General features: G+C 65.3%; 21 protein-coding genes. 10 read left to right on the top strand and 11 right to left on the bottom strand.

What is annotated here, in order from left to right:
- Position 1: 1 nt before the first annotated feature.
- The 3 genes from PX52LOC_RS38695 to PX52LOC_RS38685 all read right to left on the bottom strand — a co-directional run bounded on the left by PX52LOC_RS38695 (position 2) and on the right by PX52LOC_RS38685 (position 2,460).
- Positions 2–526, bottom strand: a complete 525-nt coding sequence (locus PX52LOC_RS38695) for a hypothetical protein (protein ID WP_149115095.1) — start codon at positions 524–526, stop codon at positions 2–4.
- 129 nt (positions 527–655) lie between these two features.
- Positions 656–1,999, bottom strand: coding sequence for an FKBP-type peptidyl-prolyl cis-trans isomerase (locus PX52LOC_RS38690; RefSeq protein WP_149115094.1), 1,344 nt, complete (start codon positions 1,997–1,999; stop codon positions 656–658).
- A 197-nt stretch (positions 2,000–2,196) separates the two neighbouring features.
- Complete coding sequence (locus PX52LOC_RS38685) at positions 2,197–2,460, bottom strand: hypothetical protein (protein WP_149115093.1); 264 nt, start codon at positions 2,458–2,460, stop codon at positions 2,197–2,199.
- A gap of 252 nt (positions 2,461–2,712) precedes the next feature.
- Here PX52LOC_RS38685 and PX52LOC_RS38680 point away from each other — a divergent pair, with 252 nt between their 5' ends.
- The 3 genes from PX52LOC_RS38680 to PX52LOC_RS38670 are packed head-to-tail and all read left to right on the top strand — an operon-like array spanning position 2,713 to position 4,740.
- The gene (locus PX52LOC_RS38680; protein WP_149115092.1) at positions 2,713–3,414 is read left to right on the top strand and encodes a cytochrome b/b6 domain-containing protein; all 702 of its coding nucleotides are present in this window, start codon (positions 2,713–2,715) and stop codon (positions 3,412–3,414) included.
- Positions 3,383–4,156, top strand: a complete 774-nt coding sequence (locus PX52LOC_RS38675; RefSeq protein ID WP_149115091.1) for a molybdopterin-dependent oxidoreductase — start codon at positions 3,383–3,385, stop codon at positions 4,154–4,156. The genes PX52LOC_RS38680 and PX52LOC_RS38675 overlap by 32 nt, the downstream gene beginning before the upstream one ends.
- 26 nt (positions 4,157–4,182) lie before the next feature.
- Positions 4,183–4,740 carry a redoxin domain-containing protein gene (locus PX52LOC_RS38670; RefSeq protein ID WP_149115090.1) on the top strand — a complete coding sequence of 186 codons (558 nt, stop codon included), beginning with the start codon at positions 4,183–4,185 and terminating at the stop codon, positions 4,738–4,740.
- A gap of 4 nt (positions 4,741–4,744) precedes the next feature.
- Here PX52LOC_RS38670 and PX52LOC_RS38665 read toward each other — a convergent pair whose 3' ends face one another.
- Positions 4,745–5,818 carry an NADH:flavin oxidoreductase/NADH oxidase gene (locus PX52LOC_RS38665; protein WP_149115089.1) on the bottom strand — a complete coding sequence of 358 codons (1,074 nt, stop codon included), beginning with the start codon at positions 5,816–5,818 and terminating at the stop codon, positions 4,745–4,747.
- A gap of 93 nt (positions 5,819–5,911) precedes the next feature.
- The gene (locus PX52LOC_RS38660) at positions 5,912–7,690 is read right to left on the bottom strand and encodes a cation:proton antiporter (protein WP_149115088.1); all 1,779 of its coding nucleotides are present in this window, start codon (positions 7,688–7,690) and stop codon (positions 5,912–5,914) included.
- Positions 7,691–8,100: 410 nt separating this feature from the next.
- Between PX52LOC_RS38660 and PX52LOC_RS38655 the strand changes: the two genes are divergently transcribed.
- Positions 8,101–10,359: a bifunctional SulP family inorganic anion transporter/carbonic anhydrase gene (locus tag PX52LOC_RS38655; protein WP_149115087.1), complete on the top strand. Its 2,259-nt coding sequence runs from the start codon at positions 8,101–8,103 to the stop codon at positions 10,357–10,359.
- On the opposite strand, the gene PX52LOC_RS38650 is transcribed toward PX52LOC_RS38655, so the two are convergent.
- From PX52LOC_RS38650 to thrS, 4 genes are all read right to left on the bottom strand, one after another.
- Positions 10,350–10,883: a hypothetical protein gene (locus PX52LOC_RS38650; RefSeq protein ID WP_149115086.1), complete on the bottom strand. Its 534-nt coding sequence runs from the start codon at positions 10,881–10,883 to the stop codon at positions 10,350–10,352. The genes PX52LOC_RS38655 and PX52LOC_RS38650 overlap by 10 nt on opposite strands.
- 132 nt (positions 10,884–11,015) lie before the next feature.
- Positions 11,016–12,617 carry a serine/threonine-protein kinase gene (locus tag PX52LOC_RS38645; protein ID WP_149115085.1) on the bottom strand — a complete coding sequence of 534 codons (1,602 nt, stop codon included), beginning with the start codon at positions 12,615–12,617 and terminating at the stop codon, positions 11,016–11,018.
- A 61-nt stretch (positions 12,618–12,678) separates the two neighbouring features.
- Positions 12,679–13,251: a hypothetical protein gene (locus PX52LOC_RS38640; RefSeq protein WP_149115084.1), complete on the bottom strand. Its 573-nt coding sequence runs from the start codon at positions 13,249–13,251 to the stop codon at positions 12,679–12,681.
- Between the two features lie 146 nt (positions 13,252–13,397).
- The gene (thrS, locus tag PX52LOC_RS38635; protein ID WP_149115083.1) at positions 13,398–15,647 is read right to left on the bottom strand and encodes a threonine--tRNA ligase; all 2,250 of its coding nucleotides are present in this window, start codon (positions 15,645–15,647) and stop codon (positions 13,398–13,400) included.
- A gap of 347 nt (positions 15,648–15,994) precedes the next feature.
- On the opposite strand from thrS, the gene PX52LOC_RS38630 reads away from it, so the two are divergent.
- The 4 genes from PX52LOC_RS38630 (at position 15,995) to PX52LOC_RS38615 (ending at position 19,876) form a co-directional block, all read left to right on the top strand.
- On the top strand, positions 15,995–16,912 hold the full coding sequence (locus tag PX52LOC_RS38630) for a DUF1559 domain-containing protein (RefSeq protein ID WP_168219481.1): 918 nt from the start codon (positions 15,995–15,997) through the stop codon (positions 16,910–16,912).
- A gap of 74 nt (positions 16,913–16,986) precedes the next feature.
- Positions 16,987–17,427 (top strand): hypothetical protein, encoded by a 441-nt coding sequence (locus tag PX52LOC_RS38625; RefSeq protein WP_149115081.1) that lies wholly within the window; start codon positions 16,987–16,989, stop codon positions 17,425–17,427.
- A 107-nt stretch (positions 17,428–17,534) separates the two neighbouring features.
- Positions 17,535–18,629 (top strand): SPFH domain-containing protein, encoded by a 1,095-nt coding sequence (locus PX52LOC_RS38620; RefSeq protein ID WP_149115080.1) that lies wholly within the window; start codon positions 17,535–17,537, stop codon positions 18,627–18,629.
- A 101-nt stretch (positions 18,630–18,730) separates the two neighbouring features.
- Positions 18,731–19,876: a hypothetical protein gene (locus tag PX52LOC_RS38615; RefSeq protein WP_149115079.1), complete on the top strand. Its 1,146-nt coding sequence runs from the start codon at positions 18,731–18,733 to the stop codon at positions 19,874–19,876.
- A 684-nt stretch (positions 19,877–20,560) separates the two neighbouring features.
- Here PX52LOC_RS38615 and PX52LOC_RS38610 read toward each other — a convergent pair.
- Entirely contained in the window at positions 20,561–20,785 is a 225-nt protein-coding gene (locus PX52LOC_RS38610; RefSeq protein WP_149115078.1) for a helix-turn-helix domain-containing protein, read from the bottom strand.
- 247 nt (positions 20,786–21,032) lie between these two features.
- Positions 21,033–21,884 carry a hypothetical protein gene (locus tag PX52LOC_RS38605; RefSeq protein ID WP_149115077.1) on the bottom strand — a complete coding sequence of 284 codons (852 nt, stop codon included), beginning with the start codon at positions 21,882–21,884 and terminating at the stop codon, positions 21,033–21,035.
- Positions 21,885–22,206: 322 nt separating this feature from the next.
- Between PX52LOC_RS38605 and PX52LOC_RS38600 the strand changes: the two genes are divergently transcribed.
- Both PX52LOC_RS38600 and PX52LOC_RS38595 read left to right on the top strand, forming a co-directional pair.
- Positions 22,207–23,988, top strand: coding sequence for an RNA polymerase sigma factor (locus tag PX52LOC_RS38600; protein WP_149115076.1), 1,782 nt, complete (start codon positions 22,207–22,209; stop codon positions 23,986–23,988).
- 452 nt (positions 23,989–24,440) lie between these two features.
- Positions 24,441–25,706: a hypothetical protein gene (locus PX52LOC_RS38595; RefSeq protein ID WP_149115075.1), complete on the top strand. Its 1,266-nt coding sequence runs from the start codon at positions 24,441–24,443 to the stop codon at positions 25,704–25,706.
- Positions 25,707–25,721: the final 15 nt, after the last annotated feature.

Raw genomic sequence — 25,721 nt, 5'->3', positions numbered from 1 at the left:
CTCAGGCCGATGGTGCCGCAACGGCGGTGACCGCCTGAACCGCCGGCCGGACGACCTCCGCGATGAGGTGGTCGGCCAGCGGGTCGCCGGGTTGTCCGCGGTACCCGGCCATCCGGTAGACCAGCCGGCGGTCGCCGGAGAACGCCCGCAGACGGGCACTGCCGTAGGCCGCCGACATCGCACTCGCGTCCGGCGGCTGGCGATTGAGTACCGTGAGGTACTCTGCGACGTGCTTGGCGTCGAGAAGTTCGTAATTATCCGCCGCCGGTAGCACGACCGCTAAAAAGCGCCGCCCGATCTCTTCACACAACTGTTTCACGATCGCCGCGGTCAAACCGCGTGGCAGGAGGTCGACCAAACGGATGTTGAGGTGGTCGAGTACCGACCAGCCGAACTGCGACAAACTGGGTTGTTGCTGAAGCGGCGCGTCGAAGAGTCGGTTCTTCAGGGCCGCACTGAGTTCGCTTAATTGGCTGAGATCGAAGTCGGTCGGGTAGGTTTTCAACGGGTCCGGGGCGATGGCCATAACACCCTCGATGATGAGAATGATCCGGCGGATGTCAGTCTCTTGGCAACGCGAATGCCAAATCCCGACCCCGGACCGTTCCGGGGATCGAGATTTGGCTGGGGAGCGATCGGGAGAGGTTGAACGGCGTTACGAAACCGACACGAGCTTCACCTCGAACACCAGGTCGGAGTTCGCGGGAATGCTGCCGGTGGCCGAACTGCCGTACCCGAGCGACGACGGGATAATCATCTGTCGGATGCCGCCGGCCTTCATGCCGATGAGGCCGTCCTGCCAGCCCTGGATCAACCCGGTCAGTTGGAACGACACCGCGGCCTTCGGGCTACGGTCGGAATCGAACACCGTGCCGTCCTTGAGCCATCCGGTGTAGTACACCTCGACCGTCGAGGCCGCCGTGACGGCGGTGCCGGTGCCGGTCGTGACGTCGCGGATTTGCACGCCGCTGTCGAGCGTTTGCCAGTCGGCCGCGGTCAGGTCCGGCAGCGTGTCCGTCATGCCCGCGTCGCCCGCGGCAATGGCGACCGGCCCCGTCGTGGTGACCGCGACCGAGCCCGGCAGGCCGGTGAAGGTCGGGGCGGTGATGGTCGTCACGGTAGTCGGGTCGAACGCGGCCATCGCCCCGGTGTTGCCGTCCATCGCGATCAGAGAGTTTGTGCCGCCGACGGTGGTGGCCCCCACCGACGCCTGCACGCCGTTCCGCTCAGTGGAATCGAACGCGAAGAAGTTCTGCAACACTTGCCACGTCGTCGAGTCGTAGCTTTGCACCCGCGGGCCGCCGAGATTGCCGGCCGAGACGACGACATCGGCCGCGCCATCGCCGTTCAGGTCACCGACTGAGACTGTGATGCCGCCGGTGAACGTCGATTCGAAGGCGAAAGTATCGAAAAGCGTATCCCGGTTGGCCCCGCTGAACACGGTCACCCGTGGCGCGCCGCCGTAGGCCGCACCCACGACGATGTCCGAGGTACCATCCTTGTCGAGGTCCGCCGTCGCAACGCTGAGACTGCCGGTGAACCCGGCGAACGGAACGAATTTGTCGACCACCGTCCCGTCGGACGCCTTGATGATTCGCACCGTTCCCACGCCGGAGTCCACGGCCCCGGTCACGAGGAGCGCGTTGCCACTGGCATCGGTTCCCGCGGACGCGACGCTGGCCCCGCTGGTGTCGCTCGGATCGCCGACGGTGTAGGACGTGAGCAAACTGCCGTCGGTACCGTTGTAAACTTTCACCGTCGGTGCCCCGCCGCGGCCGGGCGTGACGATGACGTCGGCCGTGCCGTCGGCGTTGACGTCGGCCGTCGTGACCTGGACCGGGCCGGTGACGTCACTAAACGGCGTGACCTGGAACACCTGGCTCCAGGTATCCGAAGAATAGGCCGTGACGACGCCGGACTGGTCCGAGGTCGCGAACAGAGCGGCCGGGGTGTCACGCTGCTCAAGCGCGGTGAGGGAAGGACGAAATCGAGGCTTCATGAAGGACGTTCTCCATCTGGGTATCCTTCATCTCTAGTGGCGCGGAATGGCGGTAAGCGGGCGCGGAAATTTTTACAAAAGTAGTCGCCGGGGAAGGGGATAGGGAACGTGGTCCTCGGTCGTGGTAGAGAGGGGCCGTTTCCGCAGTGGTCTCCCCTCGGGCGGCGATCACGGATCACCACAAAAGGGGAACGCGCTCACGTCGGGTTTGCCAAATCGGGGAACGCGACGGCCAGTCGTTCCAACGCGACCGTGGCCCCGAACTTTTCGAGCGACCGTTGCTGACTGAACTGCACCCAGGCCAGGAGTTCGGCCCGTTCCTCGGCCGTGAGGTCTTCCTTCCTCTGGCTCAGGTCCAGGATCCGACGGTCCAACTCGACGGGCAGCGTGTAATCCGCCAACCGGCGAAGGGCAGTTACGGACTCGGCCAGCGCGTCGTGGGAGTCGGCGAGGGTTGGCATGGGTGGGTTCCTCGGAAAAGTGTGCGGATATTCTAGTACCGCGTCGGCCTCTCGCCACTACACTTCCGCCCACGACGATGTTCGCGTTCGCGACACCGTCGAAAGGTTCCTTCCGATCATCGGCCGCCCTGGCCGGCGGGATTTCTCCCGATGCGGTATCAGGAACGCCGTGCCGGGGCGGTTGTGATGACGGAGGGGAATAAGATGACGGACGACAAAATGACCGGCGAGAATTAACTAACAGGTGAGTCGATGCTTCGCCTCGCACACAAGCACGACCGGGCGATTCGCTACCTGCACTGGGTGAATGTCCCGCTTCTGGCCGTCATGATCTGGAGCGGGCTGCTCATCTACTGGGCCTACGACCCGTACCAGATCGCCGTCGGGAACTTCGTCCTCGTCAAGTTCTTCCCGGACTGGTTTTATCAGGCGCTCGACCTGGAACACGGCCTCTCGACCGGCATGGCGTTCCACTTCGCGTTCATGTGGCTGTTCGCGCTCAACGGCCTGGCGTTCGTCGCGTACACGGTCTGGTCCGGGCACTGGCGGGAACTCTGGCCAAACCGCCGCACGCCGATCGAAGCCCTTCACGTCGTGCTCCACGACCTGAAGATTCGGAAACAACCGCTACCGTTGGGCAAGTTCAACGCGGCCCAGAAGTTGGCCTACTGCGGCGTCCTCCTGATGGGAGCCGGGTCGGTCGTCACCGGTCTGGCGATCTACAAACCGACTCAACTCGCGGGACTGACGTTCCTCTTGGGCGGGTACGAAGCAACTCGGCTGGAACACTTCGCCCTGACCGTCGGGTACGTTCTGTTCGTCCTGGTCCACGTCTCGCAAGTGATCAAAGCCGGGTGGAATAACTTCCGCGGCATGGTGACCGGGTATGAACTCGTCCCGACTTCCAATGAGGTGACGACCGATGTCCGACCCGAACCCGTCGCCGCTTCCTGAACCGTCGGGAAGTGCTGCCCCCGATGCGGCGATGCGCCGCCTGACCCGCCGCGGGTTCGTTCGCGGCGGCATCGCGGCTGCGGGCGGCTTCCTGGGGTGGACGTGGCTGCGCACGCGGTCGAAAGTCGACGGCATTTCGTGGCCGTTGCGGTCCGTGCAGCGGTTCAACGAACGGCTCTGGGGAAGTGACGGCCTGGCCCCGGAATTCCCGGCCAACCGGGCCGGCGACATGAAGCTGAACGGCCCCGTCGGGCAACCCGGCAATACCGACCCGGCCGCGTGGACGGTGACGACCTCGCAACCCAATTGGGTCGATCGCGTGTTCCGGCTGGCCGACCTCGCCGGGCTGCCGCGGGTCGAGATGACGACCGAGTTCAAGTGCATCGAGGGCTGGAGCCAGATCGTCACCTGGGGCGGCGTGCGGCTGGCCGATTTTGTGACCGCCCACCGACTCGGCCGGCGGACCGACGGTGTGTGGCACCCGTACGTCTCGTTCGCCACCCCGGACCGGGCGTACTACGTCAGCCTCGACACGCCGAGCGCCTTGCACCCGCAGACGCTCCTGTGCGACCGCATGAACGGGGCGGCGTTGTCCCCGGACCACGGCGGCCCGCTCCGGCTCATCATCACCGTGAAGTACGGCATCAAGAACATCAAGTGGCTGAACACGATCCGGTTCGAAGACGACCGCCCGGCCGACTACTGGGCCGAGCGCGGGTACGACTGGCACGCTGGGCTGTGAGCGGATTCTTCCCGGGGGGAGCGACGATGAACGTCAAACTGTTTCTGACGAGGACGCTTCTGGTGCTGGGCCTCTGCGCGTGGGTGGCCCTCGGCCGCGGTGAGGACAAGAAGGACAAGGTGATCCCCGCCCCGGAGTTCACCGGCATCACGGAGTGGGTGAACGCCAAGGAAATCAAAGTCGCCGACCAGAAGGGGAAGGTGATGATCGTCCACTTCTGGACGAACGGGTGCATCAACTGCATCCACAACTACCCGCACTACGTCGCCTGGCAGGACAAGTACAAGGACGAGAAGAGTCTGGTCATGGTTGGCGTCCACACGCCGGAGTTCGACGCCGAGAAGGACGTGGCCCGCATCAAGGAGCGGGCCAAGAAGAATAAGCTGACGTTCGCCATCGCCGTGGACAACGACTTGAAGACGTGGCAGGCGTGGGGCAACCGTTACTGGCCGTGCGTGTACCTCGTGGACAAGGCCGGCAACGTCCGCTACCGGTGGGAGGGCGAACTCGGCGACGCCGGGTACAAGAGCATGACCGCGCAGGTCGACGAGTTACTCAAGGAAGCCGCCCCGAAGGGCAAGTAGCGCCTCACCATGCCCGGGCGTACTGCGTCGGCGTCCACCCTTCGGGCTTGTCGCCGAGCGCGGCCGCGGCGGTCCGCGGCCAGTACGGGTCCCGGAGCAACTCACGGGCGAGTAACACCACGTCAGCCTGCTCCGTTCGCAGAATCGTTTCCGCCTGATGGGCTTCCGTAATCATGCCCACGGAGGCCGTCGGGACGTGGGCTTGCTGCCGAATATGGGCGGCGAACGCCGTCTGGTAGCCGGGGCCGACCGGGATTTTGGCCGTCGGCGAGATGCCGCCGGAACTACAGTCGATCAGGTCCACGCCGAATTCCCGCAGTTCCTTCGACAGCCGGACCGAGTCGTCGATCGTCCACCCGCCGTCGATCCAGTCGCTGCACGACAGCCGTACCGCGAGCGGCAGTTCCTTCGGCACGATCCCCCGCACTTCCTTCACGACCCGCAGCAAGAGCCGCGTGCGGTTCTCGAAGGAACCGCCGTACTCATCGGTCCGCGTGTTCGAGACCGGCGAGAGGAAGCTGTGGAAGAGATAGCCGTGGGCCGCGTGAACCTCGATGAGCTTGAAGCCCGCGGCGAGCGCCCGGCGGGTCGCGCTTTGCCACGCGGCACACAGGGCGTCGAGTTCGGCAACGGTCAGTTGCCGTGGCGTGGGGTAGTCGGCTGCGAACGGCTTGTTGCCGACGCCGACGGGTTGCCATCCGCCGCGTTCGGGGGAAACGGCCTTGCCGCCCAGCCACGGGGCATCGGTGGACGCCTTCCAGCCGGCGTGGGCCAGTTGCATCGCGGGCACCGCCCCCTGTGCGGCGATGAACTCCGCAATCCGCTTCCACGCGGCCGTGTGCTCGTCCTTCCAGATGCCGGCGTCGCTCGGCGAGATGCGGCCTTCCGCGGCGACGGCCGTCGCTTCCACCATGACCAATCCCGCCCCGCCGACGGCCCGCGAGCCGAGGTGAACGAGGTGCCAATCGGTCGGGAATCCGTCGTCGCAACTGTACTGGCACATCGGCGAGACGCCGATGCGGTTCCGCAGCGTGACCGACCGGAGCGACAGCGGTTCGAAGAGCTTGCTCGTGTGCATGACCCGTTCATCCGAAGGAGGGCGGAGAGGACGCGGGAGGATACCGCCGCGGGTGGCGAATGTTGCAGGAACGCGAGCGTTTGTCCCCCGCCGTCACAACGACGGCTGCGCCGTGCCGTCGGTCGTGCGGGGCGTTTCGTCTTTGCGGATCACTACCAAGTCGGCCCGCACGCGCGCCCGCTCGCGGTCGATCTGCTCGGGCGTGGCCCCGAGTTGCTGGAGGATCGCTTCCGTCAGGGCGATGGCAACTTCCCCCTCGCCGGAGAAGACGACCTCGGCCCCCGCCTCCTGGATCGCGCTCAACTCGCGGACGTAGCTCGACCGGGCCAGCACGCGGATCTTCGGGTTCAACTCGCGGGCCAGCCGGACCACCTCCTCGGTGCCCTTCATGCCGGACGAACTCAAGATCAGGCTCCCCGCCTCGCCGACCTTCGCCTCCTTCAGCGTTTCCAGGTGGGCCGCGTCGCCGTAGACGGCCGGGACGTTCTGCGAACGGAGGGTTCGCACCGTCTCGATGTTCATCTCGATCACCGTCGGCTCGATCTCGTTCTCGCGGAGCAACCGGGACACCGTCCGCCCGACCGGCCCGTAGCCGACCACGACCGCGCGGTGTTCGGGGTCCACCGCACTCGGCTTCGGCCCGTCCGGCAGGTCTTGCTTCGGCCCCGCCGCCAGCCACCGCCACAGGTGCGGCTTTCGCCCGGCCCACGCGGTTATCGAATCGGCCAGCCGGTAGATGAGCGGGTTCAGCGAGATCGTCACCAGGGCCACCGCCACGATCGTCTGCGTCGCCTCGTCGGGCAGGAGTTTCAATTCCTTTCCCATGGCCGCGAGGATGAACGAGAACTCGCCGATCTGCGTCAGCGACAGGGCCAACCCGACCGCGGTGGCGACGGGGTAGCCGCGCAACAGCACGACCGCCAGCGTGACCAGCGGCGTGCCGACGAGGACCACGGCCAGGGCCGAGAGGACCAGCAGCGGCGACTGCACGATGAGCGCCGGGTTAAACAGCATCCCGGCCGAGACGAAGAACAGCACGGCGAAGGCGTCCCGCATCGGGAGGGCTTCCGTCGCGGCCCGCACGCTGAAGTCGGACCGGCCGACGACCATCCCGGCGAGGAACGCGCCGAGGGCCATCGACACGCCGAAGAACGTCGCCGACCCGACTGCGATGCCGAGGGCCACGACCAGGATCGTGAGCGTGAAGAGTTCGCGCGACCGCGTCGCGGCGACGTACCGCAACAGCCACGGCACGAGCCGCCCCCCGGCCAGCAGCACCGTCACGACCAGCACGCCGACCTTCGCCGCGGCGAGTCCGAGGATGAGCGGCAGTTTCGACACTTCGACGGCTTCTTCCCCGAAGAAAGCCGGCAGCAGAACGAGCACGATCACGGCGAACAGGTCTTGCACGATCAGCCAGCCGACGGCGATGTGGCCGAGCGACGTGTGCAGGTCGTGACTCTCGCCGAGGACGCGGGTCAGTACCACGGTACTCGCGAACGAGATCGACAGGCCGAAGACGGCGCTCGCGGGCCAACTCCAACCGAACGCCTTGCCGACGATCGTGCCGAGGAGGGCGGCGAACAGGCACTGCACCATCGCCCCCGGCACGGCCACCCGCTTCACGGCGAGGAGTTCGTCCACGTGGAAGTGCAGCCCGACGCCGAACATCAGCAGGATGACGCCGATCTCGGCGAGTTGCTCAGCGAGTTTCACGTCGGCGACCAAGCCGGGCGTGTGCGGCCCGACGGCAACACCGGCCAACAGGTAGCCAACGATCGGCGACAGACCGAGGCGGTGGGTGCCGTAGCCGAGCGCCAGGGCCGCCGCCAGTGCGGTCGTCAGGGACAGAACAAATTCGAGGTTGTGCATACGCGGCTCCCTGGCCGGGCGGGTTCGGGTCGTGGGGAGAGTTGACAAGTTATACGGGCGGGGCAACGGTGGGACGTCAGATTCGAATGGGGCGAGACGAAGTTCGGCCGGGAGATTCACCCGCGTGCGAACCAACGTGGCGGTCGGGGCGTAGATGGTGAGTCGATTCCGCCACACGCGGCCGTCAGGGGCACCACCGGGTTCATCAACACGTCCGGCTGGTGCCAGGGTGGTCGCACCGTGGGGAATGACTAACGTGAACTCTCCGCCGTAGAAAGGCCGCCCCCGATCTACGCCCAGTCCGGTCGCCGTGCGCGCTTCTCACGATGCGGTGGAGGAGCGTTTCCGCTCGTTCGTTTCGAGCCGGAAACGCCGAACAATCTCACCACGCACTTGCGGAGGGCGCACGCATGCCGCCAACCCCGGAACGGATCTCCACGACACTCCCGCGCGACCTGACGGCCGGGTTAGTCGTCTTTTTTGTCGCACTTCCCCTGTGCCTCGGCGTTTCGCTGGCGGCCAACGCGCCGCTGTTCTCGGGCCTCGTAGCGGGCGTGATCGGCGGCATCGTCGTCGGCCTGTTGAGCGGGTCCCAAACGAGCGTCAGCGGCCCGTCGCCGGGGTTGATCGCCGTCGTGGCCGCACAGATCGCCATCCTCGGATCGTTCCAGACGTTCCTGCTGGCCCTCGCGGTCGCGGGCTTGATTCAGATCGCCCTGGGGTGCGCTCGCCTGGGCTTCCTGGCCGCGTTCTTCCCGTCGAACGTCATTAAGGGACTGTTGGCGGCCATCGGTGTCATCCTCATTCTCAAGCAATTGCCCCACGTCGTCGGCCACGACCCGGACCCGGAAGGGGAAATGTCCTTCGAACAGCCGGACCACCGGAACACGTTCTCGGAACTGATCGAGTTGCTCGAAGACATCCACCCCGGTGCGGCCCTGATCGGGATTCTGTCCACGATCATCCTCGTCCTGTGGTCGCGCGTTTCGTTCTTGAAGCGCTCGTCGTTCCCCGCCCCGTTGGCCGTGGTCTTGTTCGGGGTCGGGGCGAGTCGGGTTCTCGCCGGCTTCGGCAAGGGCTGGCTGATCGAGCCGACGCACTTGGTGCAGGTGAAGGTGACGGCCTCGTTCCAGGAATTGTTGGGCGAGTTCCAATCGGCCGATTTCTTCCAGTGGGCCAACCCGGCCGTCTACATCGCCGCGTTGACGATCGCCGGCGTCGCGACCCTGGAAACGCTGTTGAACCTCGAAGCCGTTGACAAGATCGACCCGCAGCAGCGGAACTCGCCGCCGAACCGCGAACTCCTCGCCCAGGGCGTCGGCAATTTTCTCGGCGGCCTCGTCGGTGGGCTACCGATCTCGTCGGTGATCGTGCGGAGTTCGGTGAACATCAACGCCGGGAGCCGGACGAAACTGTCGGCCGTCGTCCACGGGGCGCTGTTGTTCGTGAGCGTGGCGTTTCTGCCCGCGTACCTGAACCTCATCCCGATCTCGTGTCTGGCGGCGATCTTGTTCACCACCGGCGTCAAACTCGCTAGCCCGAAAATCGGCCGGCAGATGTGGAGGGAAGGCTGGAACCAGTTCGTCCCGTTCGTGGTGACGGTCGTGGCCATCGTGCTCACGGACCTTTTGATCGGCGTGCTGATCGGCCTGGGCACTGGCATCGGGTTCATCCTGCGGAGCAACGTCCGCCGGCCAATCCGCCGCGTGGTCGAGAAGCACCTGGGCGGGGAAGTCGTTCGCATCGAACTCGCGAATCAGGTCAGCTTCCTCAACCGGGCGGCCATCGCCCGGGCGCTCGACGAAGTGCCCGCCGGCGGGCACGTTCTCCTCGACGCGCAGGCCACCGACTACATCGACCCCGACGTGCTCGGCTTGATCCTCGATTTCAAGGAAGTAACCGCCCCGGCCCGCGGCGTCGAAGTGAGCCTCGTTGGCTTCCGCGACCGGTACCCGCTGTTGCGCGACCAGACGCAGTACGTGGACTACTCGACGCGCGAGATTCAATCGGCGCTGTCCCCGCCGCAGGTGCTCCAACTTCTCAAGGACGGCAACGAACGGTTCCTGACCGGGCACCGGCTCACCCGCGACTTGGGCCGGCAAGTCCACGCGACCGCGGCCGGGCAGCACCCGCTCGCCGTCGTCCTCAGTTGCATCGACTCGCGGACGCCGGCGGAGCTGATCTTCGACCTGGGCATGGGGGACATCTTTAGCGTCCGGTTGGCCGGGAACGTGACGAGTCGCAAGGCCCTGGGGAGTATTGAGTACGGTACCGCCGTGGCCGGGGCGAAACTCGTCGTCGTGATGGGCCATACCCGGTGCGGGGCCGTGACGGCGGCCGTCAACTTGGCCTGTTCGCACCAATCGCCAGCGGAAGCCACGGGGTGTCAGCACATCCACCATGTTGTCGGAGACATTCAGAAGGCCATTGTCGATCCGACGATGTGCCAAAACCTGAACGGACTCTCCCCCGCGGACAAGCAAGCGTTAGTCAACGAGGTCGCGCGCCTGAACGTGGTCAACGGCGTCCGGGAAATGACGGCCCAAAGTCGGACTCTCGCGGAGTTGGTTCGGGAAGGAAAGATTGTGATCGTCGGGGCGATGTATGACGTGGCAACGGGGGCCATTGAGTTCCTCACCCCTCCCGCCGGATCGCTCGCTCAGCAGTAGCAGACGTTTTCGCCACCGAGGGCGGCGAACCGCTCTCGGATCTTTTCCGCTTCCGCACAGTTGTGCGGGTAAACGCCGATCGCCACGCCGCCCTCGCGCAACGCCGCGTCGTAGGCGTGCGCATTTTGTTCCGTCATGCCGGCCCCGATCAACCGGCCGACCAACCCGCCGGTCACGGCCCCCGCACCGCCGCCCGCGAGCGCGGCCACGATCGGCCCAGCGATGAGGAACCCGAGGCCGGGGATGGTGACGCTGCCGAGGGTGACCACGGCCATGATCGACGCGCCGATGGCGGTGCCGATGGCCCCGCCGACGCCCATCCCTTCGGTGGCGTAAGTCCCGGCGTGGTAGCGGTGTGGGTCTCGACGGACGAGCGCATCGGCGTGGTGCTCGTCGGACATTAACACGTTGATCTCATTGTCGTTGTAGCCACAGTCGTACAGGAACGCGAAGGCTTCTTCAGAGGCGTCGTGGTCGCGGAAGACGACGCTGACCATCTTCCGATTGAGTCGGTTCTGCAACATAGCCCGGCCTCGGCTGTGGATCGTGGTTGTGTGATCGGATTGGCGGAAGAATCGGAACAATCGGTGCAGTGCAGCGCCCGTGCCAACGACCCGGCGTTCTCTCGGCGGATTCAATCATACCGACGCCAGAGTTCACGGCACCGCGGCACGTTCGTGGTCCCAATCCGTGGAACACGAACACCCGAGCAAGGCCAGTTCCAACTCTCGCACGTCCGCGAAGCGGTCGGCCGGGGCTTTCGCCAGACACCGCAGAACCACCGCATTGAGGTCGCCGGGGAGGGCCGCGTTCACGTCGCAGAGCGGTTTCGGCACGGCCGTGAGGTGGGCCGCCAGCACTTCGACGATCGCCTTCTGATCGAACGGCGGTCGGCCCGCCAGCAGAAAGTAGAGCGTCGCGCCGAGGGCGTAGATGTCACTCCGACCGTCCACTGCCTCGCCGCGGGCTTGTTCCGGGGCCATGTAATGCGGCGTGCCCAGGATTGTCGTCTCGTGCGTGAGCTTGCCCGAATCGGTCAGTCGACCGGGATCGAAGACGAGGCCGAAGTCGAGCAACTTCGCCACGTCCTGCAACCCGCCGCGTTCCGTCGCCATGATGTTGCTCGGCTTGATGTCGCGGTGGATCAACCCACCGGCGTGCGCTTCGCGCAGGCCGCGGCAGATTTGTGCGATCAGGAAGACGGCCCGGCCGGGCGGCAGGGGACCGTGCCGCTTCACCAGTTCGTCGAGGTTTGCCCCCGGCAGGTACTCCATCACGAAGTAGAACGTGCCCTCGGGCGTGTGGCCGTAGTCATAAACGTCGACGGTGTTCCAGTGCGTGAGCGTGGCGAGGATTTTCACCTCGCGCTCGAACCGGGCGAGCAGGTTCGCGTCGGCCGAGCGATCCTGGCGGATGACCTTGATGACGCTCGGCCGCTTCAAGAGGCGGTGTTCGGCGAGAAACACGTCGCCCATGCCGCCGCCGCCGAGCCGTTCGCGAAGAATGTATTGGCCGAACTGTCTGGCCGCGAACGCTTCCTTCCGCAAGGCTCCCGCCTGGGCCGCGCCGTAAGCAGCGATGCACGTGCCGATGGTCCCCCAGACGGCGTACTGGATGTGCATGTAGATCGTGCGGTTCCAGTTCAACGGCGGGATGGTGTACGCGGCGAGGACGGTCACGAGGACGGGAATGAGCATCGTGCCGAGGCCGAAGACGGCGGCCCGCCGGCCGGACATTGGCACGAGGACCGGGTAGCCGGCGATCAGCGCGAACCACGGGAAGAAGTTCGTGTTCGCCACGGTGATCTGGACGGTCGCGGACCAGTCGGCGGCTTGCACTTCCGGCTGGGTCACTTCGTACCGGAGGAAGTCGTACTGCAGGATGCCGAGGACGAACCACGCGAGAACGATCGTGGCGTACTGGGCGACCTTCCGCCGGCCGCGTGAGGCCGCGCGGCCGAACCGCACGGCGAGCGTGAGGCCGCCCTGGAGGACGACGCCGGCGGCGAGAACGTACCGCTGGAACTCGACGCCGCCGCGGTTGAAGAAGACGAGATCGCGGGCCAGGAACCCGGCGTACGCGACGAGGAAGACGTAGCACGCCCGCGCGAACCGCCGGGCGAGCAGGCGGTCGAACTCGCGGGCCTCGTCGGGAGCCTCGCCCTGAACGAGTTTCACGCCCGCGTTGGACGCCGGCAGCGGCAGGGTGGCCGGCAGGGCCGTGGCCGCCCCGCCGTCGTAGGCAATCGTCGGAATCATGGGGTGAATGATACCGGATCGCCCCGCCGCTACCACAACCCTAAAGAGGGGTGAACCGGGGTTACTTCTTCAACTCGATCGACTTGATCGACCCGTTCTTCGCCAGGTCCTTGTCGAACAGCAGTGTGACGGTCAACTCGACCTTCTCGAACCCTTTGATCGTGACCTTCGGCGGCGAACTGTACCCGGCCCCGGTTTCGGTGACGACGACCTTCGTGACCTTGCCGTTCTCGACGACGGCGTGCGCCTTCGCGTCCTTGTGTTTCCACAACTCGCCGTCTTGCGGCTTGAAGCGGTAGTAGTTCGACACCTCGTCGAGTCGGTCGTTCGTCACGTCGTGTGGCTTCAGCACCTTCATCAGCGCGTCCTTGTTCTTTCGCGCTTCCTCGCCGCTCGGCTTGCCGTTCTTCGCCGGCGTCACGCCGCTGAACGCCTCGCGGAAGACTTCCGTCTTCACGCCGAGGGCGGCCGCGATCAGCACGCACGGCCGACCGTGGTCGTCCTTGCCGATGTCGTGGCCCTCGGTGAACGTCAGGGGGTAGTCTTCCGGCTTCTCGGCTTTGCCGAGGGCCAGGAGGCCGATGGCCAGGACAAGGGACGCAGCGGCGCACGTCGGTAGTAGCCAGAGTTTCATAAGGGGCTCGAAGTGAGAGAAGTCGAGACAACTCAGAGACTAAACGGCCGACTGCAGAATCGGCGACAGCGATTCTGAGAGATTGCTCACGACTGCACCACGCGCCAAAAAAGCAAGCGGCGGGTTCGGCCCCGCCGCTCTCGGTTTTAGCCCTCGAACTTCGCCGTGCCGCCGCCGGTCAGGTCGGCCGTCGCCGTGCTGATCGTGCGGATGGTCTTCTTCGCCACTTCGTCCTGAAGTTGGGCGATCACTGCGTCGAGCTTCAGATCGCGCGTCTCCTTGTCGGCCACACGGTCGCGCAACGCCACAGTGCCGGCAGCGGCGTCTTTTTCGCCGACGACGATCATGTACGGCACCTTTTCGAGTGACGCTTCGCGGACCTTCGCGCCGATTTTCTCGCTGCGGTAGTCGGTGTCCACGCGGAAGCCGGCCGCCTTCAACTTCGCCTCGATGTCACGGCCGTAGGCCTCGGACTTCTCACTGATCGTCAGCACGCGGACCTGCTCCGGGGCGAGCCACAGCGGGAACGCGCCGGCGAAGTTCTCGATGAGGATGCCGCAGAACCGTTCGAGGCTGCCGAACGGGGCGCGGTGGATCATCACCGGGCGGTGCGGCTTGTTGTCGGGGCCGGTATACTCCAGGTCGAACCGCCGCGGCAGGTTGTAGTCGAGTTGCACGGTGCCGAGTTGCCACTCGCGGCCGATGCAGTCCTTCACGATGAAGTCGATCTTCGGCCCGTAGAAGGCCGCCTCGCCGACGCCGATGCTGGAGTTCAGCCCCGGTACCGTCTCGACGACCGCTTTTAGCGTCGCCTCGGCTTTCTCCCACAATTCGGCCTCGCCGACGTACTTGTCGGACGCCGGGTCGCGGACGCTCACCCGCACGCGGTAGTCGTTCAGGCCGAGCGTCTTGAGGACGAGCAGCACGAGTTCGATCTCGCTCCGCAGTTGCGGCTCGACCTGCTCCGGGGTGAGGAACAGGTGCGCGTCGTCCTGCGTGAAGCCGCGAACGCGGGTCATGCCGCCGAGTTCGCCCGACTGCTCGAAGCGGTACACGGTGCCGAACTCCGCGAGGCGGATCGGCAGGTCGCGGTAGCTGTGCGGTGACGCCTTGTAAATCTGGATGTGGTGCGGGCAGTTCATCGGCTTCAAAAGATAGCCTTCCTGCCCGCTCATCCAGTCTTTGAGTACCTTCAGCTTCGCGTCGCGGTCCTTCGCCTCCTGGTACTCCAACCACAGTGCGCGGGCGTCGAGCTTCATCTCGCCGACGGTGAACCGCGGGAATTCCTGATCGGGGTCTGTCGGCGATTTGCCTTCGCTGACAGCCTGGATGGTGCCGAGGAACGCCTTCTCCTGGTCGTCGGTGAGCAGCTTCTTTTCGAGCAGCGTGTACCAGGTGTCCACGGTCTGCACGGTCGGGTTGAAGTACATCGGCGGGAACTGGGCGTCCGCGTAGTACGGGAAGTGCCCGCTGGTGCGGTAGAGGTTCAGGTTGCCGATGTGCGGGGTGTACACCGGTGAGTAGCCACGCTTGACGAGTTCATCCTTGATAAAGCTCTCAAGCAGCCCGCGGACGGTCGCCCCCTTCGGCATCCACAGGATCATGCCCTGCCCGGCCACCTGGCTGATGGTGAACAGTTTCAACTGTCGGCCGAGGACGCGATGGTCCCGCTTCTTAGCTTCCTCAACTTGAGTCAGGTACGCGGCGAGTTCCTTCTTGTCGAAGAACGCGGTGCCGTAGAGCCGTTGCAGTTGCTCGCGCTTCGCGTCGTTCTTCCAGTACGCTCCGGCGATGCTGAGGAGTTTGAACGCCCCGACCTTGCCCGCGTGCGGGATGTGTGGCCCGCGGCACAGGTCGATGAACTCGCCCTGGCGGTAGAAGCTGACGTTGTCGTGCGACTTGCCGAGGTTCTCGTCGATGTGCTCGACCTTGAGCTTCTGCTTCAGGTCGCCGATCAGTTGCCGGCCTTCCGGCACGCTCTTCTCGAACCGCTCGAACGGCTCGGCGGCTTTCACGATCTTCGCCATCTCCTCTTCGATCTTGGCGAAGTCGTCCTCGCGGATCGGCGTCGGGCTGTGGATGTCGTAGTAGAAGCCGTTATCGGTGGTCGGGCCGAACGCGAGTTCGGTGCCGGGGAAGAGCCGCATCACCGCGCGGGCCATGATGTGGGCGGCGCTGTGCCGCAACACGTCGAGCGATTCCTTGTCCTTGTCGGTGAGCAGCGCGAAGTCGGAATCGGCGGTGAGTTCGCGGTCGAGATCGACGATCTTGCCGTCGACTTTCGCGGCGACGGCGGCTTGCGCGAGTCGCTTGCCGATGGACTCGGCCACGTCGCGGGGGCGGGTGCCGGGCGGAACCTGACGAACGGACCCGTCCGGCAATTTAAGAGAGAGCATCACACCAACCTCCTGAAGGCCGGCCGCGCGTCGCACGCCCGAACAGATGGGTGTGCCCGCGGCCGGAACCGTCAGTTTATGGACGGGGTAGCACCTCGGCGGGTTCGGGAACGCACGTTGGGCCGGTGACGGCGATCACACGGCTGCGGAATCTTCTTCCAGTCTGCCACGCCAGAGATTAAAATTGGATCAGATTCATTTGCTGTTGTGAGGGCGTTTGTTTAGATTGCTAAGTTAGAGGGGAAGAACTTGGGATGGTTCCCTTCCCTCGCACGTCCTTTTTTTCAATCCATCCCGACTCGCCCAATTCTCCTGAGGGTTACATGAGAGTACTGTCACGCACTCGCGTGCCTCGTCGTGCCTTTACGCTGATCGAGTTGTTGGTCGTCATCGCCATCATCGCCATCCTCATCGGCCTGCTCCTCCCTGCCGTGCAGAAGGTCCGCGAGGCCGCCGCCCGCGCCAAGTGCACGAACAACCTGAAACAGATGGCCCTGGCGTGCCACGGCTACCAGGACACGTACAACAAGTTGCCGGCCGGGTGGTTCGTCACCAAGACGGTGAACCTCAGCCCTTGGTGGGACTGGAGCACCATCATCCTGCCGTACATCGAACAGGCCCCGCTGTTCACGGCCATTAACCCGGACCTGGCGCTCACCGCCACGCCCACGCCGGCCGCCCTGCCGTCTTCGCCGGCCGCCACCACCACGACGACGAACAACACCGCGGTGGCAAACACGGTCGTGACCACCTACCTCTGCCCGTCTGACGCCGCCCCGAACATCAGTTCGATTTGGGGCAATTACCCCAAGAACAATTATACTTGCAACCGGTGGGTGCTCGGCCCGGACGGAAGCACGCAGCCGACCAATCTGTCGATCCAAACGATCCAGGACGGGTCCAGCAACACCATCCTCCTCGGCGAGAGGGACGGGACGAGAAACGTCGCAGGCTCGACGTTCGTCCGGCACAACAACTCGTCGGCCAGTTTCGAGGGCCGCATCGGGTACAAGATCAACCCGCAGCCGGCGGCCGGGACCGTTTACACTAACGGCAACAACGAGCGGCTGGCGTACACCAGCCTGCACACCGGCGGCGTGAACTTCGCCTTCGCCGACGGGTCGATCCGGTTCATCCGGGACACGCTCGACTGCGATCCGGCGGATGTGCACACGAACTTCCCGACCCTGCCGGCCACGGCGATCAACTTCACGGGCGCGCGGCTCGAATTGCCGAACGACGGCCAGACGGTGAGCCTGCCGTAACCCTTGCGCTAACTCGTGTGCCGCCCGCGCGCCCGCGCGGGCGGTTTCTTTCTCCCCAAGAAGGATCGTACCCCATGAAGCGTTTCCGTCGCACGGCCACGGCCGTTGCCGCCGGCCTCCTGTTCTCCCTGCTCGGCAGCCTGACCGGTTGCGGCGGGGCCGCGTCCACCGCCCAGGGGATGGTAACGGTCGAGGGCATCCCGGTCGGCAGCGGGAGCGTGAAGTTCGTCCCGGAGGGCGACCCGAAGGGGCAAGCCGCGGCCGGGGCGATCAAGGACGGCAAGTACGAAGTGACGGCCGACCGCGGGCTGACCGCCGGTAAGTACAAGGTTGAAATTGCCTGGCAGAAGCCGGCCCCGGCCGGGAAGGCCACCGCCCCGGTGAAGAAGGCGGACCCCGACATGACTGGTCCCGACGGCCCGGCGAACACGGCCGAAAACCCGGTTCGCACGGCCACGATGCCGGCCGAGGTGAAGGCCGGGTCCAACACGATCGACTTCGCCATCCCGAAGTAGCCGTACCGCGCGGGGGACTTCCGCTCCCCGCGCGTCATTTCCCATTGCCCGCATTACCGCTTCCGCCACAATAGCGGCAGTCACGTCTTTCCTTCGCGGAGCCTACCATGAGCATCCTCGGCCGACTGCGCGGCGAGTTCATCGACATTATCGAGTGGACCGAGCCGTCGCAGAACGAAATCCTCGCCTACCGCTTCCCCCGGTACGACAACGAAATCAAGAACGGGGCGAAGCTCATCGTCCGCGAAGGGCAGGCGGCCGCGTTCGTGAAGGAGGGCCAACTCGCCGACGTGAAGACGCCGGGCATGTACACGCTCGACACGAACAACATGCCGATCCTGTCGAAGATCCTCGGCTGGAAGTATGGGTTCGAGTCGCCGTTCAAGTGCGAGGTCTACTTCATCTCGACCCGCCAGTGGACGGACCAGAAGTGGGGCACCCAGAACCCCGTCATGGTCCGCGACGCCGAGTTCGGCCCGGTCCGCATCCGCGCCTTCGGCAACTACGCCTTCAAGGTCACCGACCCCGGCACGTTTCTGAAGGAAATCGTCTCGACCGACCCGTCGTTCGAAGCGTTCGAGATCACGAACCAACTCCGCAACACGATCGTCTCGAAGTTCATCGACGCTACGGCCGCGGCGAAAATTCCCGTCCTCGACATGGCCGGGAACTACGAGCAACTCGGCAAAGTCGCCCTCATCAAGATCGCCCCGGAATTGGCGAAGATGGGGTTCACGCTCACGCAGTTCAACGTGGAGAACATCTCGCTCCCGCCGGAAGTCGAGAAGGCCCTCGACAAGCGGTCCGAGATGGGCGTGCTGGGGAACCTCGACCAGTACATGAAGTACCAGACGGCCGAGGCGATCCGCGACGCGGCCCAGAACCCCGGCGGCGGGGCAAGCCTGGGGGCGGGCTTCGGCGCGGGCATGGCCATCGGCAACCAGATGGGGGCGGCGTTCGCACCGGGGGCCGCCGCTTCCGCCCCGCCACCGCTGCCGACCGGCGTGAAGTACCACGCCGCGATCAACGGTCAGGCCGCCGGGCCGTTCGAGATGAGCGCGATTCAGCAGAAGATCGACGCCGGCGAGATCACCGGCGCGACGCTCGTCTGGAAGACTGGTATGGCAAACTGGGTGGCCGCCTCGACAGTGCCCGACTTCCAACCGCTGTTGGCCCACCTGCCGCCGCCGCTGCCAAAATAGCCAACTGTCAGAGATCAGAGGGCAGACAAGACCCGCTCTGATCGCCGAGTTCCGACCTCGGGTTTTGCTGACCTCTGATCTCTGACTTCTGACCTCTGCTTATGGCCGATCCCCAACAGAAGATTCCGACCGTCACGAAGGCCCCACCGGAAGGGCGGAAGTTTCCGTGCCCGCAGTGCGGGGCGCGGCTGGACTACGATCCGCGCGTCCGCGGCCTCGCCTGCCCGTACTGCGGCCACAAGGAGGAGATCGCGAAGGACAGCTCCGCCGCGGTGCTGGAACGCGATTACCTGAAGTACCTCGACAACCAAGAAACGGACGCCACGCCGATCCCCGGCCGCGAGACGCAGACGCGCTGCACCGGCTGCGGGGCGATGGTGCTGCTCGAAGAGAAGGTCGTCACCGACCGCTGCCCGTTCTGCGGTACGCACCTGGAGAACAAGCCGGTCGCCGTCGTCGGCATGATCGCCCCGGAGGCGATTCTGCCGTTCGCCGTGGACCTGCGCGACGCCCGCGAGGCGTTCACGACGTGGCTGGCCGGGCTGTGGTTCGCGCCGTCGGAACTGACGAAGATCGCCACCCTCGGCCAACTGACCGGCGTATACGTGCCGTACTGGACGTACGACACGATGACGTACACCTTCTACGACGGCGAGCGCGGCGACAATTACACCGACTGGGTGACGGAAACCTATCGCGACCAGCAAGGGAACACGCAAACCCGACAGGTGGCCGTCACGCGCGTCGCGTGGACGAGCGTGTCCGGCGAGGTGCAGCACTTCTTCGACGACGTGCTGGTGTGCGCCTCGAAGAGCCTGCCGCAGAGCCTCGTGGATGCCGTCGAGCCGTGGGAACTCGCGAAGCTCGACGGCTTCCTGCCCGACTACCTGAGCGGCTTCAAGACGGAGCGGTACGCGATCGGCTTGAAGGAGGGCTTCCAGGTCGCGAAGTCGCTGATCGGGCCGACGATCGACGGCCTCGTGCGGCGAGACATTGGAGGCGACCACCAACGGGTCCACGAGCAGAAGACGAAGCACTCGGCAATCACGTTCAAGCACCTCCTACTGCCCGTGTGGGTGGCGGTGTACCGCTACCACGACCGGACGTTCCAGATTTTGGTGAACGGCACGAGCGGTAAAGTCGTCGGCAAGCGGCCGTGGAGCACGATGAAGATCGTGCGACTCGTCGTGCTGATCGCGGCGGCGGTCGGGCTGATCGCATTCCTGGTGATGCACTTCAAGAAGTGAGACGGTCAAAAAAATCATCCAAGACGTGCGCTTGCTACTTTTCCGTCGGAGTCATGAACGCCGGTATGACATCATCCAGCGTTTAACTGCAATCGTCGTCATAATCACAAGCGATGGATGATGACACTAGGCAGGTTTTTCCGCAACGCCCGCAAGTCGTCTGGGCCGAACGAACCGTTCCTTCGAAGGTTCGGCCGTGCGCTTGCTCACCCGGCGAACGCGCTCTACGCTCTTTCGTCGTCGCTGATTCGTCACGACGGCGGCCCGGATCGATTCTGAGGGGGAGAGGTTCGGGACAACAAGACTACCGAAGGACGGACGGGTCCGACGTGTGGGACTGTTCACCGGACGGGATTACTCCCGTCCGGTTTTTTCGTGCGCAGTTCACCGGCCGACGAACGGGTCCGGCAGTCGTGCAAGATCAAGTTAGAGGGTGCGGTCGGTCGGAATGGTGATGAAGGAATCCCGCTCCCAGCTTTCGTTCCCACCGCATTCAACATCCGCCCAGACTGAATTTGGTCCGAAACGAGAACACGGGAGCGGGATTCGATTGGGACAATTGCAACCCGGATGCCGGCCCGCGGGAATCACTAAACGGCGGCAATTCCCAGGAAAGACCGGCGTGGGCGTGCAAAGCGATGGCCGAGACGCGACCCCATTGGCCGTCGGTCGTTCACATCCCCACTACGCCGCACTCCCGCCCTGCCAACAGACGATATCGAATCCGCCGAACGCGGCGCACTCGACGTCGAGGGCCAGGCACAGATTGAGCATGGCGTCCCACGACGGAACCTGGGTGTTGTCTTCCCACCGGGCGATGTGATCCGGGCACAGGCCAGATTCCGCGGCGAGTTTTTGACGGGTCCAACCTTTGGACGTGCGAATGTCGCGAAGCTTCAAACCAAACATAAAACCGCCCAGCTGCGGGCGAGCCTTTCGTGAGAGTTAAACGTGTCACAAGGAGACACGCCAAATGTCACTGGTTCGCGCTTGACGCGAACTCGGGGACGGAAAAATCAGTTATTGTTTGCCGTATCGGCCGGATGTGCAATCAACGGTGACAGTTGAGACAGCAGGACCTTCGACCGGGCTACTATACGTCGCCGGAGTTGAAATTGCAAGTTCCGAGGCCTTTCGTGACGGGCCAGATGAGGGGCTACTTCGCGGTGTACCTCTTCACCTGATACTTGACCCCGTCACCCTCAAGCCACTTCTTGAACTCGTCTCTCGTGTGGACTTGCTGATTCCCGTTCCCGTTGAATGGGGCCGGCTGCCATTTGTCAACCGCCGTCAGGCCGAGTCTCGTGAACGTCTGGTACGGCGTGGGAACGTCCTTCTCGGGGTTCTCCCAATCGGCATCGGCAACCGCGCTCAGGATGAGCTTGCTCTCCTCGGTCGGAACCCCCTCCGTCTTGTTCGTCTGGCCCGCGGTCGACGTGCGGTATTTTTGCACGAGGATGGCCGCCGCGAAGTACCGGTCTTTAACTTCCTTGCCCTTGAGGCCCTGGATCGGGTCGGCGATCACCGCACGGGCCCTTTTGACTTGAACCAGGGAGTTCTTGTATCCCTCCGCGGCCGCGTCGATCGGCTGGCCGTTATTGGTGCCCACGTAGAACGATCCGGTGTGATGCTTGGACACGAGGAACAGGCCGACGGCATTTTCCTTCCAATCGAACGCGGGCATGCCGACTCGGGCCGCGGCACCGGTCGTGGGGAACCCGACCTTGAGATGGGTCTGACCGGCCGCTCCGGCCAAGTCGTCCTCGATCTTCACGACTGCAATCCGGAACGTGAGCTTGTTGGCCGAGTTGGCGAACTGCGGGACTTCCACCTCTCCCGACTCCAAGGCCGTGATCTTGCCGATGGCCACCACTTCCGCCGTGGCGGCGCGGACGGCTGGCGTCTGAATTGTTGTGGCCGTTCGGGTGGCGAACGCCGGGGCGGCTTGTGCGAAAACTGCGCTCGCGGAAACCACGACCAGCGCAAGTATCACGACGAATCGCAACATCCTTGATCCTCACTTGCAGCATTCGGACGGGCATTGGACAGTTTAGGAACTGGGGCACTGTATCGACACGGTAGGCCGGCGACGTCGTCGATTCCGGATTGTTCATACGGAGGATCGATACCGGGTGGAATGAGAAGGCCGACCTGTGCTGTCCGACCGCGACGCCGCCGACGCCCGTGTCACGCGAACGGGTCATAGGTAGCGTGCAGGCTCGCTCACATCCCACCTTCTGGGTGTCTGGAAAATTTTCGGTAACATCACCGAATCAGCTGCCACGTCGCGGGCACATCTTCCATAGACCGGGACGTCGATCGGAGCGGACATGCCCCGCAATCGTTTACCACTGCCCTTTCTCACGGCCGGCCACGCCGCGGAGGGGCTGCCCGACGCCGATCTCGTGGCCCGATTCCTGATGGACCGGAGCCCGGCGGCGTTCGAAGCCCTTGTCTGGCGGCACGGGCCCATGGTTCGCGCCGTGTGCCGGTCCGTCCTCCGTAATACCGCCGACGCGGACGATGCGTTCCAGGCCACGTTCCTCGTCCTCGCCCACAAGGCAGTGTCGATCCGCCGGCCGAGCGCCGTGGGCGGGTGGCTGTACGGGGTGGCCGTGCGGGTCGCCCGCAAGGCGAAGAAGTCGGCCGGGAGGTTCCCCGTGACACAGGATCTGACCGAACGGGCCAGTTGCTCCGTGCCCGAACCGCATGACGACGTCTGGCCGGTCATCGACGAGGAGATTCAGAGACTCCCCGAGCGGTACCGGGCGGCCGTTCACCTGTGCTACGTCGCCGGCCTGACCACGGCGGAAGCGGCCGCGCGGCTGGGCATCCCCAAGGGCACGGTACTCTCCCGCCTGGCGTGGGGGCGGGGGCGACTGCAAGCCCGCCTGACGCGGCGGGGGATCACGGCGGGGGTGGCCGTCCTGACGACCACGGCCACCGGGGCAACGGCCCGGCTGCTCGACCCGCAATTGGTGCGGGCGACCGTCCAAGCCGCCACCGGGGGCATGGTGCCCGCGGCGGCCCCAGCGGCGTCTCTGACCGCAATTTCACTATCCCAGGGAGTGATCTCCGAAATGGCACTGCACAAATTCCGGGCCGCGGTTCTGGCCCTCGCCGTGAGCGTGTCGGCCGCCGGGGTGGGCGTCGGCGGGTGGGCGATGGCCGGCGGGGACGACGGCAAGCCGGTGGTCGAGAAGAAGGGTGAAACCACCCCGCCCCCGAACGACTCATTGCCCAAGGTAACACCGCCGGCATCGGACCCGCCGAAGGAAGCCTCGCCCAAGGTGGAGGAACCAGCGTCGAAGTCCGTTACGATGCAAGACCTCCTGACCCGGTTGGAGCGGCAGGAGAAACTTAACCAAGACTTGCGCAAGGAGCTGGACCGGCTCAATACGCCCCCGGCCGTTCCGACCCCGATGGCGTCCGTCTTACCGGTCCCCGTCACCCCACCGCCGCCGCCGTTGGATCTCCCGACGGCATCGCCTCCGCCCCTTTCCGTCGGCGGCGATCCCCCCGCGATTCCGACGGCGGCCGCCGTGCCCGTGCCGGCCAACCCCGCGGTCGAACGCGGCCCCGGGCCGGCTGCCAAGAACGGCACGATGACGATCGCGAAGCCGGGCGGCACGTGGTACCGCGTGTCCGGGGACGCGGTGTGCTGCCTCACGTTCACGGAGGATCGACTGACGATTACCAACGACCTCTACGTTCAAGGTGTGGAGAAGGGCGTCCCGGCCTCACGACCGGCGACGGTGACGATCGAGGCTGACTACGCCATCTCGAAGGACGGCGTCGTGTTCGGGTACATCACCGGGGTCGACGCGCCCGAGGGCGTGGGCGGGAGTTGGCAGGCCCTGGAAGAGCAACCGTTCGCGTTCCGGTTCCGGGCCGACGAGAAGGCGCTAACCGTCAAAGACGTGAAGCTCCGGCGGTCGGGCGGGGCAGGGCCGGCAATGCCCCCGCCGGCCGGTGAGATCGAGAAGCTGCTGATCGCCGGCCGGTACACGGACAAGAAGCCGGCCGTACCGCTCGCCATCCCACGGGCGGACCCGCTCGTCGAGTCGCCGCGCCCGGACATTATCCCCTCATCAAAGCCGGCCAGGAAGTAACGGGCGGCGACACGACTCGTTGAGGTGCCCGGTGACGAGCCGGGCACTTTCGCATGAAGGGCCGGCTGTCTGTCAGGTGCGAAATTCCGGTCCAAGTCGCGATCGCTCCCCGGTAGGATTAGCTCCCTCCTTCAGGTCGTGCGGAGTGTGGCGGACCGTGATGTACATCGGCCCGCGTACGCGGTACACGATCGAGCACCCGCGGGCGTGGCGGCTGGGCGAGCCGCGAGCTCTTCTTGGTCTGGGAGACTGGCTGGCGGGAAAGCTGCCGCCGCGCCAGATCCGACTCCTCACGAAGATCGTTACGCAGGCCGGGTCATTCGCCGCTGTCGGTGATTCAGCCTAAGATCGATCCTGAGCCACGCCTTCCCCTCTCGCGGCATGACTCGGCGCGCGGCCGCGCGGTCCAGTGATCCCCCACCTGCCACAAATCAATTCTCGAAAGGCCACTCATGATTTCACGACGGACATTTCTCGCCGCGACGGGGGCGAGCCTCCTCGGGGGCGACGCCGGGGCGCGGCCGGACGCGAAGGGGCGGAAGAAGCTCGCCATCGTGACCACCGAATGGCGGTACCACTCGCACGCCTGGCACATGGGCGAACGGTTCCTCACCGGCTACCCCGTCAAGGGCGGGTGGCACCGGCCGGAAATCGACGTGGTGTCGGCCTACGTCGATCAGGTTCCGAAGAACGACCTGAGCCGGGAGCGGGCCGCCGAGTTCGGCTTCACGATCTACAAGTCCGTGGCCGAGGCGTTGCGGTGCGGCACGGACAAGATCGCCGTGGACGCGGTTCTCGTCATCGGCGAACACGGTGACTACCCGGACAACGAGTTCGGCCAGAAGAAGTACCCGCGGTACGAGTTCTTCAAGCAAGCCGCCGAGGTGTTCAAGGCCGACGGCCGAGCGGTGCCGATCTTCAACGACAAGCATCTGTCGTGGAAGTGGGCGTGGGCGAAGGAAATGGTGGACACCGCGAAGGAGATGAAGTTCCCGTTCGCGGCCGGGTCGTCGCTGCCCGTGACTTGGCGGATGCCGGCGGTCGAGATGCCGCTCGGGGCGGAAGTCGAAGAGGTGATGTGCGTGGCGATGGGCGGCGTGGACAGCTACGACTTCCACGCCCTGGAAGTCATCCAGTGCATGGCCGAGCGGCGGAAGGGCGGCGAGACGGGCGTCGTCGCGGTACAGGCCCTCCGCGGCGACGCGGTGTGGGCGGCGATGGAGGCGGGGACATGGAAGGCCGGCGGTTGGGACGGGAAGCTGTTCGAGGCGTGCCTGTGCCGCAGCCAGACGCTGGCCCAGACGCCGACCGGCAGCCACCGCCACCCGACGCCGAAGCAGATGTCTGAGTGGGTCAAGTCGCCGGTCGCGTACCGCATCGAGTACGCCGACGGGTTGAAGGCCACGATGCTGTTGATGAACGGCCTCGTCGGCGACTTCACGTTCGCCGGCCGGATCAAGGGCGAGGCCGAACCGCTCTCGACGCTGTTCTACCTGCCGCCGAACCCGAATGTCACGTACTCGGCCTCCCTCATGGCGAAGGCGGAGCAACTCTTCCTGACCGGCCGGGCCGCCTACCCGGTTGAGCGGACGCTGCTCACGTCCGGCCTGGTCGAGGCTGGGATGCAGTCGTTGGGGAAGGGACAAACGCGGCTCGAAACGCCGCACCTTGCCGTGCGGTACGCCGCCCCGAAGGAATCGACGTTCTTGAAGGACTGACCCCGCGACGCCCGC

It is taken from the genome of Limnoglobus roseus (assembly GCF_008254045.1).
GTDB lineage: Bacteria > Planctomycetota > Planctomycetia > Gemmatales > Gemmataceae > Limnoglobus > Limnoglobus roseus.
This window is presented reverse-complemented; position numbering and strand designations above follow the sequence as displayed.